The 17438-nt window shown below is 38.8% G+C and carries 13 protein-coding genes, 6 tRNA genes and 1 rRNA gene; 5 read left to right on the top strand and 15 right to left on the bottom strand.

The window, feature by feature from the left end; translation table 11 throughout:
• The first annotated feature begins 89 nt into the window (after positions 1-89).
• Positions 90-995, top strand: coding sequence for a lytic transglycosylase (locus CD138_RS00440; protein ID WP_019169555.1), 906 nt, complete (start codon positions 90-92; stop codon positions 993-995).
• A gap of 692 nt (positions 996-1687) precedes the next feature.
• Here CD138_RS00440 and CD138_RS00435 read toward each other — a convergent pair.
• The 4 genes from CD138_RS00435 to glmS form a co-directional block, all read right to left on the bottom strand.
• The gene (locus CD138_RS00435) at positions 1688-2542 is read right to left on the bottom strand and encodes a Cof-type HAD-IIB family hydrolase (RefSeq protein WP_019168362.1); all 855 of its coding nucleotides are present in this window, start codon (positions 2540-2542) and stop codon (positions 1688-1690) included.
• A gap of 74 nt (positions 2543-2616) precedes the next feature.
• On the bottom strand, positions 2617-3396 hold the full coding sequence (locus CD138_RS00430; RefSeq protein WP_019168361.1) for an ABC transporter ATP-binding protein: 780 nt from the start codon (positions 3394-3396) through the stop codon (positions 2617-2619).
• A 111-nt stretch (positions 3397-3507) separates the two neighbouring features.
• Entirely contained in the window at positions 3508-3771 is a 264-nt protein-coding gene (locus tag CD138_RS00425) for a hypothetical protein (protein WP_019168360.1), read from the bottom strand.
• A 233-nt stretch (positions 3772-4004) separates the two neighbouring features.
• Positions 4005-5807, bottom strand: coding sequence for a glutamine--fructose-6-phosphate transaminase (isomerizing) (gene glmS / locus CD138_RS00420; RefSeq protein WP_019168359.1), 1803 nt, complete (start codon positions 5805-5807; stop codon positions 4005-4007).
• Between the two features lie 930 nt (positions 5808-6737).
• Here glmS and CD138_RS00415 point away from each other — a divergent pair.
• Genes CD138_RS00415 through CD138_RS00400 form a run of 4 tightly spaced genes read left to right on the top strand, consistent with a single transcriptional unit; the run spans position 6738 to position 11934 of the window.
• Positions 6738-8315: a PTS mannitol transporter subunit IIBC gene (locus tag CD138_RS00415; protein ID WP_019168358.1), complete on the top strand. Its 1578-nt coding sequence runs from the start codon at positions 6738-6740 to the stop codon at positions 8313-8315.
• Between the two features lie 31 nt (positions 8316-8346).
• Entirely contained in the window at positions 8347-10377 is a 2031-nt protein-coding gene (locus tag CD138_RS00410) for a BglG family transcription antiterminator (protein ID WP_019168357.1), read from the top strand.
• A 16-nt stretch (positions 10378-10393) separates the two neighbouring features.
• Entirely contained in the window at positions 10394-10828 is a 435-nt protein-coding gene (locus tag CD138_RS00405) for a PTS mannitol transporter subunit IIA (RefSeq protein ID WP_019168356.1), read from the top strand.
• Entirely contained in the window at positions 10828-11934 is a 1107-nt protein-coding gene (locus CD138_RS00400; RefSeq protein WP_019168355.1) for a mannitol-1-phosphate 5-dehydrogenase, read from the top strand. The genes CD138_RS00405 and CD138_RS00400 overlap by 1 nt, the downstream gene beginning before the upstream one ends.
• A gap of 282 nt (positions 11935-12216) precedes the next feature.
• Here the strand turns inward: CD138_RS00400 and glmM are convergent, their stop codons facing one another.
• From glmM to rrf, 11 genes are all read right to left on the bottom strand, one after another.
• A complete protein-coding gene (glmM, locus tag CD138_RS00395) occupies positions 12217-13572 on the bottom strand; it encodes a phosphoglucosamine mutase (RefSeq protein WP_019168354.1) in 1356 nt (451 codons plus the stop codon).
• Positions 13573-13599: 27 nt separating this feature from the next.
• Positions 13600-14532, bottom strand: coding sequence for a CdaR family protein (locus tag CD138_RS00390; protein WP_019168353.1), 933 nt, complete (start codon positions 14530-14532; stop codon positions 13600-13602).
• Complete coding sequence (cdaA, locus tag CD138_RS00385) at positions 14533-15339, bottom strand: diadenylate cyclase CdaA (protein WP_019168352.1); 807 nt, start codon at positions 15337-15339, stop codon at positions 14533-14535.
• Positions 15340-15568: 229 nt separating this feature from the next.
• Positions 15569-16474, bottom strand: a complete 906-nt coding sequence (gene rocF, locus CD138_RS00380) for an arginase (RefSeq protein WP_019168351.1) — start codon at positions 16472-16474, stop codon at positions 15569-15571.
• A gap of 370 nt (positions 16475-16844) precedes the next feature.
• A tRNA-Lys gene (locus CD138_RS00375) sits at positions 16845-16917 on the bottom strand.
• Positions 16918-16920: 3 nt separating this feature from the next.
• Positions 16921-16995, bottom strand: a tRNA-Gln gene (locus CD138_RS00370).
• A gap of 4 nt (positions 16996-16999) precedes the next feature.
• A tRNA-Tyr gene (locus tag CD138_RS00365) sits at positions 17000-17083 on the bottom strand.
• 20 nt (positions 17084-17103) lie between these two features.
• Positions 17104-17179 (bottom strand) — tRNA-Val (locus tag CD138_RS00360).
• 9 nt (positions 17180-17188) lie between these two features.
• A tRNA-Glu gene (locus CD138_RS00355) sits at positions 17189-17260 on the bottom strand.
• A gap of 1 nt (position 17261) precedes the next feature.
• Positions 17262-17336: transfer RNA gene (locus tag CD138_RS00350), tRNA-Asn, on the bottom strand.
• A 9-nt stretch (positions 17337-17345) separates the two neighbouring features.
• Positions 17346-17438 (bottom strand): 5S ribosomal RNA (gene rrf / locus CD138_RS00345); the annotation flags it as partial.

Raw genomic sequence — 17438 nt, 5'->3', positions numbered from 1 at the left:
CATAAATTGAATCCATTCATGACCATTTTTATTTTCAAACGATACCGATTTTTGATAATGTTGTGTATATGCGAAAGGAGTGCTCACAGTTGTTTACATTTACGAAACTATTTTGGCACAATACGCAAAATCAAAAACCTAAATTATTCGGAATTGCTTTCATTGGTTTTGCAATATTATTATTACTGACAATATTAGCCATGTCACCATACAATCTTTTATTACAAGTATGGCAAATGTCTATGTTGACAGGGCAACAAAATTTAACTACCTTGATTTTAATGATGGTTGGCGCAATTATTTTAACGATTTGTTTATTCGCAATGCTTATTTTCCCATTTTTTGTCGGTGTGATTAGCGCCATACATCATAGTATTTTAGATACGACAAAAGCACGTTGGAAAGATTTATTCCGTGCATTTAGAAAAGGTGTTTGGGGCAAAACTGTTATACTTGGTATTTTAACATTGCTCTTCATCGTGGTTACGGCCATTATCTATGCTTTAGTGAACGCAGGGATGACTTTCCTCATTCAACACATCTTCAACTGGGTCAGCGGTACAGGTATTGGACAAGGCGTGTTACAAGTCATTGTCAGCATTCTAATTGTTTTGGTTTCATTCGTATTAAGTATCATCTTATGGCTTGCGGGTCTATTCATTACAAACATCGCAGTATCAGTGAATGAAGATAGCGCAAGAACGATTAAATCACACTTTAAAGAAGCTTGGTCTGGCATTAAGAATGGCAATAAAACATTTTTCCGCTTCTTTATCGGCATTTTATTACTGAACTTAATTTTTATCATTTTGAATGAACCAATCAATTTCTTAATTCAACAAAGTTTAGCACATATGTCGCAAAACTTGGCTTATTATTTAATGATGGCTTTAAACGTAGTCTTCTTACTACTTCGTTATGTGGTTTATTTATTAATCATTGGCACAGCTGTACAATATTTTGTGCGCCGCGGACGTAAAGAAGAACACGTATAATATGTAGCATTTGAAATATTAATAAAACTGCCCTCATTGGTAACCATTTTGACTTTCATCATTGCTATCATAGGCTTGCTTTCCTAGGGGCTGGATCTCAGGACTCTCGCCTATTTTAGCAATGAGATAACAAAGTTTGGAAATCCATGAGGGCTTCCTTTTACGATTGAAAAGTTTAATGCATCACAATTTTTGAATCTTGTACTTTCACATCATTACACACATTAAATATCGAAAGGGTCTGAGATATTTTTCCTCAGGCTCTTTTTTACGTAAAAAAGGAGGTGAGATATGGAAAATTTTGATGCTGTGGATGCAGTATTTTGTTTAACTTGACCTCCTTATGATTAGTGGCTTCTGATTGCCCTTATGGCTTCGCGTTCCCAGGGGACTTGCCTCAACTAAATTTGGCTTGATCGAAGTGTACACTGGATGGAAGCCAAATTGGATTTTCGGCTGCGTCTAATCCCTCGGGAGTCTCAGCCTTCTGGCAATCATACTCCAAATACTGGAACAGAGGGCAACTACTGATATGAAGGTAATCCATATCATCCATTTTTTATGTCCAATTCTTTCTCATTTTCGTCGTTATTATCATCAACTGTAGATATAGCTCCACGATAAATAAGGCTGAGCGTTTCATAATGAAATGCCCAGCCTGTTTTATTTTTGAGTTGTATGATTTCGAGATGTTATTTCAACAAATGCTTTTTAAGAAATTGTGCTGCCCCATCCGCATTGTTATCAAGATCCGTTTCATAATCAGTCATTGCTTTAATATGTGGTGCCGCATTGGCCATCGCAACAGTCACAGCGCCTTTTTCAAACATCGTACGATCATTATCACTATCCCCAATGACTAATGTATCCGATATCGCAATATTATAATGTGCACACATTTCTTCAATACCTGTACCTTTATTGATTTGGTATGCCATTGTTTCAACATTATTCGGTGTAGAATTCGACACTTCAATCTGCCACGCTTCAGATTGAGTCATCATTTTTTCTCGAAATTGTTGAATATGTGCTAAATCAGGATGGAATAAATAAATTTTTGAATATCCCATATCAGATGGCATTTCAGTGCGCCATGTTAATTTACCTTCAATGGCTTCATGTCGCGAAAGCCATTCACTGAGATGTACTGCTTCTGGTTTGTCACCTTCAATCATCTTTAACATCCATGCTTTGTCTTCTTCTAAAGCAAATCGTGATTCAATAAATGGGAAAACTTCGTAATAGACCCCATCTTGCTGTGCGGCTGTGACAATGCTGTTCACCGCTTCCACACTTAAATCATGTTCGAACAGCACCGTTTCTCCAATATGTCCAAGTGTGCCATTTGAAGAAATGATGCCGTCAAACGTTAAATCATCTGGGATAAGCAAGTGGATTTCTTCGTATGCACGGCCTGTCGCCAAAAACACTTTATAGCCTTGGTTGCGTAATTGATTCAAAATCTGTGCCGTCTCTTCAGAAGCTCTGTTGTTACTATGGAGAATCGTACCATCCATATCTAAAAAGATTGCTTTCACATTTTGCATAGTTACTTTCCTTTCATCCATAAATTATATGTACATTGTGGCATCAAAAACTTCATGACGCAACATACAACTTGCTAAACTTTCACAATTTGATAGCGCCCATGATGTTGATACAACGCAACAGGCATATCAAAGAGTTTTGATAATGCTTCAGCCATCATTACCGTTTCAATAGCCCCTTGTGACTGAATCGTGCCTTTTTTAAGCAATAAAGCATGTGTAAAATCTTCAGTTACTTCTTCAATAAAGTGTGATACGTATATCACTGCCGTTTGTGGAAAATGTTGACGAATCCTTGATAAAGTTGCCATTAATTGTTCTCGTCCGACAAAATCTAAACCATTCGCGGGCTCGTCTAATATCAATAACGGCGGTTGATTCATCAGTGCACGCGCTAATAACACCCGCTGCTGCTCTCCAGTAGATAACAACCCGAAATATTGGTCTTCGAATGCCTGCATATTCAACAATGTCAACATTTCTCTAGCTAATTCGACCTGTGCATCAGTCGGTTGTTCATATAAACCGATCGATTTAAAAATACCACTCAACACGACATCTCGTACGATTTCACCTTCTGAAAAGCGATCTCTTAATGAACCTGACACATAACCGATATGTTCACGCACGTGATGTGCCGAATAACCACGTTGACCCGGAATCATGCCAAATAATTGAATTTCTCCTGATGTTAAAAAGTCATATGCGTTAATGATATTCAGTAATGTCGTTTTACCTGCACCGTTTAAGCCGTATATGAACCAACATTCTCCCTCGTTGACTTGCCAGTTAATATCGGATAATAGTTTTCGTCCACTTTTACGTTTCGCACCTTGTTGTATTGAAAATAACATGTGCCCACCCCCATGTTGCATATTAGCTTTATCATAGCAAAGTTTGGAGATTGTACCAATAGCGTGGAGAAAAGTAATTGAAAAAGACCAGGAAACACTTCCCAGCCTTAATTAAAAGATAAAAAATATGAACACTGAAAAAACAATGATATTCATCGGCACGAATGTCCATGACATCTTTTTCGCTTTCGCCTTCAAATCATGTGTTTTGTTTAATGTCATTTCAGTCACCACTGTACTCAGTAAAATTACAAAAGTCATGATACCGTAAAGCAATACATTTTCCGTATACCAGTGGGTGAGAGGCAACGAAAAAAACACAAGCATCGTTGCGAAAACGAGCGAAAAATAATAGTTGTTAATGAAATTTGTCATCAAATACACCTCTATCATGAAGTTTGTTTACGTAGATAACACTATACTACTTACTCATCCCATACCCTCATATGGAATTTTTATGTATGTACTTCAAATAATAAACCACTCAAAGTTACTATAATTTTCTGTTGAGTCGCATATATTGAAAAAGAGGCCAGGAATGATGTCCTAGCCCCTTGTTTATCCATTGATGAATATATTTCGTATATGGTTTTGTACTCACATTGGTTCTATTCCACTGTAACTGATTTTGCTAAGTTACGTGGTTTGTCCACATCTAAGCCACGGTGTAATGCAGCATAGTATGAAATCAATTGTAATGTCACAACAGATACAAGTGGTGTTAATAACTCGTGTACGTGAGGAATCACATACGTGTCACCTGGTTTTTCAAGACCTTCCATTGAGATGATACATGGATGTGCACCACGCGCAACGACTTCTTTGACGTTACCACGAATTGAAAGGTTCACGCCTTCTTGTGTCGCTAATGCTACGATTGGTGTGCCTTCCTCAATTAATGCAATCGTACCGTGTTTTAATTCTCCACCCGCGAAACCTTCAGCTTGGATGTATGAAATCTCTTTTAACTTCAATGCACCTTCTAAGCTCACATTGTAGTCGATTGTACGTCCGATAAAGAAGGCATTGCGTGTTGTTTCTAAAAAGTCTGTCGCAATTTGTTCCATTTTCGGTGCATCGTCCACAATGGTTTCAATCGCAGTTGTTACTTTCGCTAATTCGCGTAATAAGTCGATATCCGCTTTACGGCCACGCTCTGTTGCAACGACTTGTGAAAGGATTGATAATACCGCGATTTGTGCAGTATAGGCTTTCGTTGATGCAACCGCAATCTCCGGACCTGCATGTAACAATAACGTATGATCCGCTTCACGTGATAATGTTGAACCTGCAACGTTTGTAATTGTAAGTGACTTATGACCCAATTTCGTTGTTTCTACTAACACGGCTCGGCTGTCCGCTGTTTCTCCTGATTGAGAAATGTAGATGAACAATGGCTTTTCAGATAATAACGGCATGTTGTATACAAATTCTGATGCCACGTGGACTTCTGTCGGAATGCCTGCCCATTTTTCAATGAACTCTTTACCCACTAATCCTGCATGGTAGCTTGTACCCGCTGCAATGATGTAAATGCGGTCAGCTTCTTTCACATCTTTAACAATTTCAGGGTCGATTTTCAACTCACCTTGGTCGTCTTGATATTCTTGGATAATACGACGCATTACAGCGGGTTGTTCGTGAATTTCTTTTAACATGTAGTGCTCGTAAATACCTTTTTCTGCATCTGAAGCGTCGATTTCAGCAATGTAGCTGTCACGTTCAACAACTTCACCATCTAAGTTTTTAATGACCACATCGTCACGACTAACAAGGACGATTTCTTGGTCTTTTAGTTCTTTGTACTCGCTTGTCACTTGTATCATCGCTAAAGCATCTGAAGCGATAACGTTGAATTTTTCACCAATACCAACTAATAATGGTGATTTGTTTTTAGCCACATAGATTGTTTCACTGTCTTCACGGTCTAATAAACCTAATGCATATGAACCATGTAATAAAGACACAACTTTTGTGAAAGCTTCTTCAGTTGATAAGCCTGTTTCTGAAAAATGCTCAACTAATTGTACGATAACCTCAGTATCTGTATCTGAAACGAGTGTTACATTTGGAATATATGTTTCTTTTAATTCTTCATAGTTTTCAATCACACCATTGTGTACTAATGTAAAACGTTCGCTTGTTGATTGATGTGGGTGTGAGTTTTCATAGTTAGGAATACCGTGTGTTGCCCAACGTGTATGACCGATCCCTGTTTGACCGTCGATTGCGTTATCAGCTTCACGACGTAGTTCCGCGATACGACCTTTTGCTTTTGTCACAGTCACTTCATTGTCATTGCGTGTTGCAATCCCTGCTGAGTCGTAACCACGATACTCTAATTTTTCTAAACCTTTTAATAAAATCTCTTTTGAGTTTTGGTAACCAATATAACCAACAATTCCGCACATAAATAAATTCCTCCACATTGAAATAACGGTACCTTTGTACATTTTTTCACATATTGGTACATGCTGTTTTCATGTCTCAATAATGAAAATTGCATTAGCATCGTTCTCTTATTATTATTTTGCAATTGGCGATCTTACTAACTTTGTCCAACAAGTTACCCCGTTGATTTGATTAGTAAGCTAACGAATGAGCCACATCCGGGATAGCATCCGCCGATCATATTCGATCACTATCCTCCTCGTCCACAACTACATCCTATACATCTGCTACATACTCTGCTTTAGCCTGTAGGTCATCAATCTATATTTGTAATTGCGCTGGCGCTTTGTACTGCCGATTCCTCTACCCTCCTTCATCAGAATATAACCTATTGTACAATGACTGAAACTTTCTTTGCAAATAAAAGTACAATATTTCCGAAAATTAATGTGATGTCTCTCAACTTAAAATTGTGCGCTTTTGAATTAATTTAATATTTTTGATATTCTATGATGCCCAACAAAAATGATTCATCATTATTTCCGCACAATGGTCGATGTGATCATGTCATAGCCCCTTAGAATTGCCCAATTTTTAAGATATGCAAATCATTGTCCTCATTTAAGCTGTTTGTTAATTTTTCATCGCAAATTGCAATCTAATCTGTTCCTGTCGAGACAACATTTGTCTTTTCTGAATCATCGTTACCGCGCATCTTGAATGTTGTCTCGCCGCTTCTTACATCCCGTTTATTATTCTAGCATAATATTTTTATTAACAACTATTAATAGCCCCCTCTTGCACAATCCCTTTCCTTCTATCTATATATCACTAAATGTATTTTGTCATTTTCAACGTGACAACTTGAGATTTTGTAATGATTGTAAACGGTTTAATCAGCCTTTAAGATGTATACACAAACTATTTTTTATTTAAGGGGTGTCAAATAGATGGCAAATCAAGAAAAAACAGAACAAAAGCCGATGAAAGAACAGATTCAACGTCGCGTTCAAGCATTCGGTTCATTTTTAAGTAGTATGATCATGCCGAATATCGGCGCGTTCATTGCTTGGGGTTTGATTACTGCATTATTCATTCCTGATGGTTGGCTTCCGAATGAGGAACTTGCTAAAATGGTCGACCCAATGATCAAATTTTTAATTCCATTACTGATTGCTTTTAGTGGTGGTCGCCTTGTCCATGATTTACGTGGTGGGATTGTCGGTGCAACGGCAACAATGGGTATCATTGCTGCGTTCCCAGATACACCAATGTTAATCGGTGCGATGATTATGGGTCCATTAGTCGGTTGGCTTATGAAAAAAGTGGATCAGTTTTTACAACCACGCACACCAAACGGCTTGGAAATGTTATTTAATAACTTCTCTGCAGGTTTCCTTGCATTCTTCATGACAATTTTCGGTTTTAAAATTTTAGGCCCTATTGTTGAAGGTTTAATGAAAATCCTTGGTGCGGGTGTTGATTTCCTTGTCTCACATCACTTGTTACCACTTGTAAGCATCATCATTGAACCAGCAAAAGTTGTCTTTTTAAACAATGCCATTAACCATGGGGTACTGACACCGTTAGCTTCTGAACAAGTCAGTCATGCGGGTCGTTCAATTCTTTACACACTTGAATCTAACCCTGGACCTGGTTTAGGTATTTTACTTGCTTATATGGTCTTTGGTAAAGGTACTGAAAAAGCAACATCATACGGTGCAGCTTTCATCCACTTTATCGGTGGTATTCACGAAATTTACTTCCCTTACGTTCTTGCACGTCCATTGTTGATTTTGGCTGCAATGGCTGGGGGTATGACAGGGGTTGCAACATTTAGCTTATTTAACTTTGGTTTAACAGGACCAGCATCACCTGGCTCCATTCTGGCATACTTTGCAGTCACACCAAAAGGCAGTTATCTCGTTATGCTTTTAAGTATTTTCTTATCAACATTAGTCACATTTATCGTCGCATCTGTCATTTTGAAATTCTCAAGCGGTTCAAAAACAAGCCTTGCTGATGCTACAGCGAAAATGGAAGCGACAAAAGGTAAAAAATCTCGTGTTCGCGACACATTCATTCAAGAAGATGAAAAAGCGACTACTGAAAATACAACTACAACAACTGAATCTTCTACTGCAACTGAACAAAATGACGCACTCGCGGAAGAAGATCCAGAAGCATTGTTAGACAAATACGATACTGAAAATGTTGAAGCACATGATTATAGCAATATCGATCACATTATTTTCGCTTGTGATGCAGGTATGGGTTCAAGTGCGATGGGTGCAAGTATGTTACGTAAAAAATTCCAAAAAGCTGGTATTGAAAACGTAGAAGTGACAAACACAGCTATCAATCAACTTCCAAATGAATCACAACTTGTTATTACTCAAAAAACATTGACTGATCGTGCGATTAAACAAGTACCTAACGCGATTCACCTATCCGTAGATAATTTCTTAAACTCACCGCGCTATGAAGAGTTAATTAAAAACATTAAAGAAAAAGAGCATAAAGAATAAGAAATCACGTAATGGGGATGTGATCTGCTTCATGTATATCAGACGTCGAGAGCGTGACATTTTAGAAATACTCTTAAAAAATCAAGGGTTGCCTATTTCTAGATATGATATCGCTCAACAACTAGGGGTATCCTCGCGAACGGTGCATCGAGAACTGAACAATCTCGATGCGACCCTCGCACCTTTTGAAATCACCATTCAACGTCCTAAAAATCAAGGGCTCCTTTTGGTCGGTGCACAGGATGACCTTGCCCGATTACAACAAGAACTCGGTCAAGATACCGTCATTGATTTAAGCACAGAAGAACAAAAAGTCATTATTTTATATGCATTAATACAATCTAATGAACCTGTGAAACAAGTCGGTTTAGCTTCTGAAATTGGTGCATCACTCCAACAGCTCAGTAAAGTGTTGGATGCACTCGAACATGATTTGAATCAGTTCAAAATTGAGCTCATTCGTAAGCGTGGTGTAGGTGTTTCCATTCGTGGCAGCGAAATGCATAAACGTGAACTACTCAGTCAATTGATGATGGAACGTTTAGATAGTACGAGTGTGTATTCAGTCATTGAAAACCACTTTGTCTTTCAATCATTAAATCATCATCGCTTGCCCATGGTTGATATGAAAGAAATTTTCCAAGTTGAACGCTTGTTGATGGATGATTTAGATCAATTGCCGTATGCACTGACTGAATCGAGTTATTTAGCACTGATTGTTCACATTGTCTTAAGTATTGAACGTATGCGTCATGAACAATATGTCTCTATTAACGATGAGACAATGACAGAAGCTCAAGCGACGGACGAATATCACATTGCTTGTAAAATTTCAGATCGCCTTGGACAACATTATGGCATCACATTCACTCAAGCAGAAGTCGCCTTTATTACGATTCATTTACGTGGTTCAAAACGAAAAAACGATAGAGAAGATCAACAATTATCGCAAAACATACCACAAGTTGCTGCGTTAATTGACAGAGTCGCAACAGAAACGGGTCTGAAGTTTAACAACATGCATGAACTCAAAGAAGGCTTGTTGTTACATCTCACACCTGCATTAAACCGGATACACGCCAAAATCGAAACCTACAATCCGATGACGACACGCATTCAAAGCGCCTATCCGCTATTGTTTCAAGCAGTGCAACATGCTGTAACGCAATTATGGCCGAATCTTCATTTTCCAGACCATGAAATTGCCTTTTTAGTTTTACATTTTGGTGGTGCTGTACAAAAACGTCAACACGCATCATCCGTACTTGTTGTTTGTAGCAGCGGTGTGGGGACAAGCCGCATTTTAGCTAATCGCTTAGAAGAAACGTTCCCAATGATTGACCGTACAACCCAAATGTCCGTGAGTGATTTAAAATCGCATGATCTCACGCAATATGACGCTATTATTTCGACAGTGGAGTTGGATTTAGATTTACCCTATTTAACGGTGAATCCCCTACTCCCTGAACATGAAATTGCAAAAACTTCTGCATTTTTACATCAACAACTTCCACAAATTGCAGAAACGCATACGTCATTCATTAACAACGCCACTGCAATGGCTGAAAATGATGTGACTGATGTAACAAAAGTCAACCAAAAAATTGATGCGATGCGCGAGAGCTTACAACTGTTAGATGCTTTTGAAGTGTTACAAACTGATCTGACGGATTGGTCGTATGATATCGCGCAACATCTTTATCAAAAAGAGATTACGCATGATTTAATTGCTGTACAACAACTTTTGAAAGAACGTCATGATAAGCAATCATTTGTATTATCACCATTTCGTGTTGCGATTCCACACTTGATGAGTGCACACATCGAAACGCCTTACATTGGCGCATGGCACTTAGCAACCCCTTACGACTTTGGTGAAGGGCGCACTGTCGATACGTTATTCTGTGTCTTTTTACCGGAAACGACGCAACTTCAACGACTTGTCAGTGGAATCTTCGGTCAGTTGTCACTCGCTTTAGACGCGCATGATGATGCATTATCCGATGCCCAGAACATTGAACAATGGATTAAGCACAGTATTATCAAACTGAATCAACTATAACAAGGAGCGATTGATTATGGAAAACTTATTAAGAGACGAAAACATTTTATTAAACCAATCTATTTCATCACAAGAAGAAGCAATTGAAAAAGCGGGCCAATTACTTGTCGATAGCGGTGTCGTTAAAGCAGGCTACGTTCAAGCAATGAAAGACCGCGAACAAATCGTATCGACATTCATGGGTAACGCTTTAGCAATTCCACACGGCACAGATGAAGCGAAAAATGAAGTCATGGCATCAGGTTTATCATTATTACAAATTCCTGAAGGCTTAAACTGGAACGGTGAAGAAGTGAAAGTGGTCATTGGTATTGCAGGTAAAGACGGTGAACATTTAGACTTGTTATCACAAATTGCGATTACATTCAGTGAGGAAGAAAATGTAGACAAAATCGTCAATGCTGCTTCTCCACAAGCCATTCGTCAAGTGTTCGAGGAGGCGGATGCATAATGAAAGCACTTCATTTTGGAGCAGGTAATATCGGCCGTGGCTTTATCGGTTTTATTCTTGCAGACAACCAGTTTGATGTGACATTTGCGGATGTCAATACAGAAATCGTCAACGCCCTTAAAGCTGAGCAAGCATATGAAGTCACACTTGCTGATGAGGCACAAACTAAGACGACCATTCAAAACGTTAACGCGATTCATTCTGCTGATGAACCAGAAGCGTTGAAAAATGCGATTTTAGAAGCAGATTTAATCACAACCGCGGTTGGTGTGAATATTTTACCGATTATCGCAAAATCATTAGCACCTATTTTAAAAACGCGTACAACACCTGTAAACATCGTCGCTTGTGAAAATGCGATTAACGCGACAGATGCATTAAAAGCAGCCATTTTAGATGAAGTGGATACACTAGACGACAACATTCATTTCTCTAACGCTGCCGTTGATCGTATCGTCCCTATTCAACACAATGACAATATTTTAGATGTAACCGTTGAACCATTTTATGAATGGGTCATTGAACAATCGACTTGGTACGGTGAACAATTAGACGGTGTGAAATATGTAGAGGCGTTAACACCGTATATAGAACGCAAACTGTTAACAGTGAATACAGGTCATGCTTACCTTGCTTACGCTGGACAATATTTCGGTCATCAAACGATTTTAGAAGCGGTTAAAGATGAAAATATTGAGAAGGCATTAGCACGTACATTAACAGAAGCAAGCCGTTATATTACAAACACATTTGACTTTTCTGCTGAAGAACAAGCGGCATATCGTCAAAAAATCATCGACAGATATCACAACAAATATTTATCTGATGACATTCAACGCGTCGGCCGTGGTGTCTTAAGAAAATTAGGACCACAAGACCGTATCATGAAGCCATTGAAAGCATTGTATGAAGCCAATGAACCGCATGATGCGTTAACACAACTTGCAGCTTATGCACTCCTGTACAAAGATGCACAAGATCCAGAAGCCGTTCAAAAAGATGAACGTATTCAAACAGTTGGTGTTGAAGCATTTTTACAAGAGCATGCGCAATTAGACGAAAAATTAGCACATGCCATTGCGAACACATATCAAAAATTATCATAGTATTTAAAAAAGCTGGGAATGACGCATCCCAGCTTTTTCTTATACACTTTTGATTTGGATTGCCATCACAATTTAGCTTCATATCCGTGTAAAAAATGGCAGTCGAATTGGCTGTTTGATGTTCCCCTCCTGAAGATAGTTATTTTAAATTAATGAGATTGTCTTGCAATACAATTGAGTTTCCTTTTGAATATTGCTCCCAACAAATCAACGACCTCATCAAACAAAAAATGCCCTTTGAACAAGGTGCAATCACACTTGTACAAAGGGCGTTCATCATGTTTAGGCGTCTAAGCCCATTTTTTCTTCTACAACTTTCGCAATACGTTCCGCAAAGTTTTGTGCATCTTCGTCTGTTTTCGCTTCTACCATGACACGTACGAGCGGTTCTGTACCTGATGGACGCACTAAAATACGACCTTCACCATTCATTTCCGCTTCAACTTCGTCCATGACTGCTTTGACGTCTTGGTTGTCTTCTACGCCGTATTTATCTGTTACACGGACGTTCACAAGTGATTGTGGGTATTTCTTCATTTGACCCGCAAGTTCGCTCAATTTTTTACCTGAACGTTTCACAACAGCAGCCAAGTGTACACCAGTTAATAAACCGTCACCTGTTGTGTTGTAATCCATCATAACGATGTGACCAGATTGTTCGCCACCTAAATTGTAGTTACCACGGCGCATTTCTTCCACAACGTAACGATCACCGACTTTAGTTTTATCCGATTGAATACCTTCTGCTTCTAATGCTTTGTAGAAACCTAAGTTACTCATTACTGTGGATACAATCATGTTATCGTTCAATTCTTGGTTTTTCGCCATCTCTTGTCCAATCACAAACATAATTTGGTCACCATCAACAATTTGACCTTTTTCATCAACTGCGATTAAACGGTCACCATCACCATCAAAGGCTAAGCCAAAGTCACATTCATTGTCGACAACTTTTTGTGCTAACGTTTGTGGATGTGTTGACCCTACTTGATCATTAATATTGTAACCATCAGGATTGCAACCCATTGTAACAGTATCTGCTTCTAAGTCACCGAATAAAAATGGTGCTAACGCTGCTGTTGAACCGTGTGCACCGTCCAACGCAATTTTTAAACCTTCTAAATTCACTTCGATTGTTGATTTTAAATAACTTAAATATTTTTGCGCACCTTCGAAATAGTCAGATGTGTGCACAATATCTTTACCTGTTGGACGTGGTAAATCAGGATTTTCTTGATCAAGTAATACCTCGATTTCATTTTCTTGTTCATCTGACAATTTGAAACCGTCTGAGCCAAAGAATTTGATTCCATTATCCGCAACAGGGTTATGTGAAGCAGAAATCATCACACCTAATTCTGCACCCATTTCTCTTGTTAAATAAGCGACACCTGGCGTAGAAATCACACCTAAGCGCATGACTTCAGCACCAATTGAAACTAAACCAGCAATTAACGCATGTTCTAACATTTCACCAGAAACACGTGTATCTTTACCTACAAGTACACGTGGATGTTTTTTATCTTCGTTATGCGCTAACACATAGCCTCCATAACGACCTAACTTAAACGCGAGCTCTGGTGTGAGTTCTTGGTTGGCAACACCTCTTACACCGTCTGTCCCAAAATATTTACCCATAAATCATATCTCCTTTTATTTCATTGATCATTCTACATTGATTGTTGCTTTTAATTTTGATGGTGCTGTTTTCGATACATTTTTCGGTAAGTCTAACTTAACTTCCCTTTCTGTATCAGATGAAACACCCTTCACATCAATTTCACCACTTATTTCAGAAATCTTCTCTAAATCTTGACGGTTTCCAAAAATTTCTATTGTATCTGAGTCCAGATCAATGCTTGAAATATTGACACCATTTGAAGGGGTGCCCTTTGTCGCAACGTCTAGTTTCACTTTTTTGGAATAAGGCTCAACTTCAGTCGTTAAATCCACTGTCGGATGATCGACTTGAACATCCAATTTGTTCATATTCTTATCAAATACTGAAATATTCGCTTCTCCCGTCGTCTTTTCTGAAATATTATTTTCATTGCGAAAACTTGCTTTTACAAATGCAATGCGATCTAATTGTGCCTTACCCCCTGTGATTTTTACCGTATCTGGTGACACCGATGTATCTGTGATTTTGAAATTCGGATCAATCGCATATGGGCTCACATTCGGCTCAATATGATAGGTTCTTGTTTCCTTTTTCTCAACTGATACGGTGACTTCTTTCGGATAAACACGATAGTTAATATCTTTATCTAAACCACGTACTTGAAAGTCTAATGAATACTCCCCAGGTTGAATGTTGGTCGCATCTAATACAACCTTAAAATCCTCTGTTTTTTGTGCACGTAATACTTTAGATTGCGGTCCTTTCAACTCTACATCGACGGTATCAGGTGCTCCAGAAATATAAAGACTTTTATCATTGTTGATGACTTCAACGGGGGCATTTTTTATCGTTTTATTTCCATCATCGGAAACACTGTCTGTACTGAACGAATCACCGAGTACATGATTGACTGATAAAAATAAGAGCGATGCTAAAATAAAAGCAGTAAAACGTAAGCCCCATTTTGATTCTAACATCTAATTCACACCTTTCTTTCCAAAGTGTGAGCCAAACCAATGCTCAGTTAACAGTTCTTCAAACACTTCAGGTGATATATCTTTTCTCAGCTTACCATCAAATGTGACAGAAACGGATCCTGTCTCCTCAGACACAACCACTGTAAACGCATCTGAAACTTCAGAAATCCCAACTGCTGCACGATGACGTGTTCCTAAACTTTTCGCGATTTTTGGACTATCTGACAAAGGTAAGTAACTGGCCGCAGTGGCAATTTTGTCACCTTGAATAATCATAGCCCCATCATGTAATGGCGTATTAGGAATAAAGACGTTCGTTAATAACTCTTGTGAGATGTCTGAATGCATCGGAATCCCAGTTTCTATATAGTCTTGTAAACCGGTTTCCTTTTCAAACACAATTAACGCACCTATCCGTCGTTTGGCCATATACTGCACGGCTTTAGAGACTGAGTCTACAAGCTTAGGTACTTCTACTGTAGATGTCGTAGTATAGCGTTTGAACAAACTCCCTCTCCCAAGTTGTTCTAACGCACGTCTAATTTCTGGTTGAAAGATTACAATTATGGCTAAAAATCCCCATTGTAATACCAAATCAAAAAGTCTCGAAGTCGTTGTCAGCTGTAAGTATTCACTGATTGCTTTCCCTACAAGTATAAATAATATCCCTTTTAATAATTGAATTGCTTTCGTCCCTTTAAAGACTGTAATCAGTAAATAAATGACATACCATACAATTAATAAATCTAGAATACCTGTGATGACCTCAAGCGTACTTAAATTTTCAAAGAGGTGTGAAATTTGCATAGTATCTCCTCCGGTAATCTATTCCCATGTCCCTTATTATACCAATGTTCATCAGCGTTTGTCATATCAGAGTATCAATAATATAGATTTAAATATTTCGTTGATATATTCAATTATTTCATGTCATATAGAAAAAATTGAATTGAAAGATAAATTAAAAACGAGGTGACGATGCGCGATGTACGCTTGACCTCGTTTCATAATTAATAGTTTTTATTTTGAATGACGTCTATAACAATGTTTCGCCAAAGAACGAACCTAAAAGTGCGACGGCTTGTTGAGCAGTATGGTTTTCTACATCTACTAACGGATTCACTTCAACAATATCCATCGATGTAATGATACCGGATTGATTGAGTAATTCTAATGCATAATGACTTTCGCGATACGTTAAACCACCTAAAACTTTAGTACCTGTCCCTGGTGTTTCATTAGGATCTAAAGCATCAACATCTAAAGATAAATGCACCCCATCCGTTTTTTCCTTTAAATAGGCAATGCTTTCTTCAATGACCGAACGAATCCCCCGCTCATCAATATCAGCAATCGTATATGTACGGATTTGATGTTTTTTAATATATTCACGTTCACCAAAATCTAAATCACGCATTCCGATAAGAACAATATTTTCTGGTTTAACTTTCGGCGCAAAACCACCAAGTTGCACGAGCTTTTCATCACCTTCACCAGCTAGAATACGTAAAGGCATCCCATGCATATTACCTGATGGAGATTCTTCAGGTACATTCAGGTCACCGTGCGCATCATACCAAATGACACCGAGGTCATCGTAATGCTCAGCAACACCTGAAATCGAACCAATGGCTAATGAATGGTCCCCACCTAAAATCACTGGAAAATGGTCTTGTTGAATACTCTTTGACACTTTGTCCTTTAAAGATTTGGAGAAAGTAAGGATTTCTTCATAATTTTGTAAGCCCTCTTGTTGAGACATAAACTTCTCAATATCTAACGGAGGGACTTCAACGTTTCCTGAATCAATCACCGCATGACCAATACGCTTTAAGCGAGGTAACACGCCGGCATAGCGAATCGCATCTGGACCTAAATCAACACCGAGTTTCTTCTGTCCAAATGTAGTAGGTGCACCGATGAGTTCTATAATTTTATTCATTTGTTGTCTCCCCTTTTTTTAAGCTTCATTTAACAATATGTAACATTCAATTGCCCCTTTAAATCAATTGAATAGGTATACAATTTCAGAATAATTGTTTAGCTCATTGAATTCAAGTCATGATTTCAAACACGGGAATCATCATATTGAACTATATGTGATTTAATGAATTTTTATAATTGTTCAATGTGGCCGTATGGATTTTAGGTGAATGAAACAACAGATTTTATTCATTTTAATTTTTGTAAGAAAATAGGCTTTAATGTGAAGGCGTAGTGCGTGTGAATTAATAGAGTGATGCATAGAAACTTTTGTCAAGCGTTAAAAGCAAAAATAAAAACCCTATCCCATTTGGGATAAGGTTTGAAAGTGAGCCATAGAGGATTCGAACCTCTGACCCTCTGATTAAAAGTCAGATGCTCTACCAGCTGAGCTAATGGCTCTTATGGCTGGGCTAGCTGGATTCGAACCAGCGAGTGACGGAGTCAAAGTCCGTTGCCTTACCGCTTGGCTATAGCCCATCGATGGTGGAGGGGGGCAGATTCGAACTGCCGAACCCGAAGGAGCGGATTTACAGTCCGCCGCGTTTAGCCACTTCGCTACCCCTCCGATATGTATAAAACTAAAAATGGTGGAGAATGACGGGTTCGAACCGCCGACCCTCTGCTTGTAAGGCAGATGCTCTCCCAGCTGAGCTAATTCTCCATATCTTAATGACCCCTACGGGACTCGAACCCGTGTTACCGCCGTGAAAGGGCGGTGTCTTAACCGCTTGACCAAGGGGCCATGGCTCCACAGGTAGGACTCGAACCTACGACCGATCGGTTAACAGCCGATAGCTCTACCACTGAGCTACTGTGGATTAATCTTAACCTGGCACCGTCCTACTCTCGCGGAACGTAAGTCCGACTACCATCGGCGCTAAAGAGCTTAACTTCTGTGTTCGGCATGGGAACAGGTGTGA

It is taken from the genome of Staphylococcus intermedius NCTC 11048, from assembly GCF_002902385.1.
In the GTDB taxonomy this organism is placed as follows: domain Bacteria; phylum Bacillota; class Bacilli; order Staphylococcales; family Staphylococcaceae; genus Staphylococcus; species Staphylococcus intermedius.
Note: the sequence above shows the minus strand (reverse complement) of the source record. Positions and strands in the feature narration are given on the sequence as shown.

Coding starts and splice junctions, on each gene's coding strand:
- cdaA (WP_019168352.1), bottom strand. CDS start 15,339: ATGCAAATTTCACACCTCTTTGAAAATTTAAGTACGCTTGAGGTCATC.
- CD138_RS00400 (WP_019168355.1), top strand. CDS start 10,828: ATGAAAGCACTTCATTTTGGAGCAGGTAATATCGGCCGTGGCTTTATC.
- CD138_RS00415 (WP_019168358.1), top strand. CDS start 6,738: ATGGCAAATCAAGAAAAAACAGAACAAAAGCCGATGAAAGAACAGATT.
- CD138_RS00435 (WP_019168362.1), bottom strand. CDS start 2,542: ATGCAAAATGTGAAAGCAATCTTTTTAGATATGGATGGTACGATTCTC.
- glmS (WP_019168359.1), bottom strand. CDS start 5,807: ATGTGCGGAATTGTTGGTTATATTGGTTACCAAAACTCAAAAGAGATT.
- CD138_RS00430 (WP_019168361.1), bottom strand. CDS start 3,396: ATGTTATTTTCAATACAACAAGGTGCGAAACGTAAAAGTGGACGAAAA.
- CD138_RS00425 (WP_019168360.1), bottom strand. CDS start 3,771: ATGACAAATTTCATTAACAACTATTATTTTTCGCTCGTTTTCGCAACG.
- CD138_RS00405 (WP_019168356.1), top strand. CDS start 10,394: ATGGAAAACTTATTAAGAGACGAAAACATTTTATTAAACCAATCTATT.
- glmM (WP_019168354.1), bottom strand. CDS start 13,572: ATGGGTAAATATTTTGGGACAGACGGTGTAAGAGGTGTTGCCAACCAA.
- CD138_RS00390 (WP_019168353.1), bottom strand. CDS start 14,532: ATGTTAGAATCAAAATGGGGCTTACGTTTTACTGCTTTTATTTTAGCA.
- rocF (WP_019168351.1), bottom strand. CDS start 16,474: ATGAATAAAATTATAGAACTCATCGGTGCACCTACTACATTTGGACAG.
- CD138_RS00410 (WP_019168357.1), top strand. CDS start 8,347: ATGTATATCAGACGTCGAGAGCGTGACATTTTAGAAATACTCTTAAAA.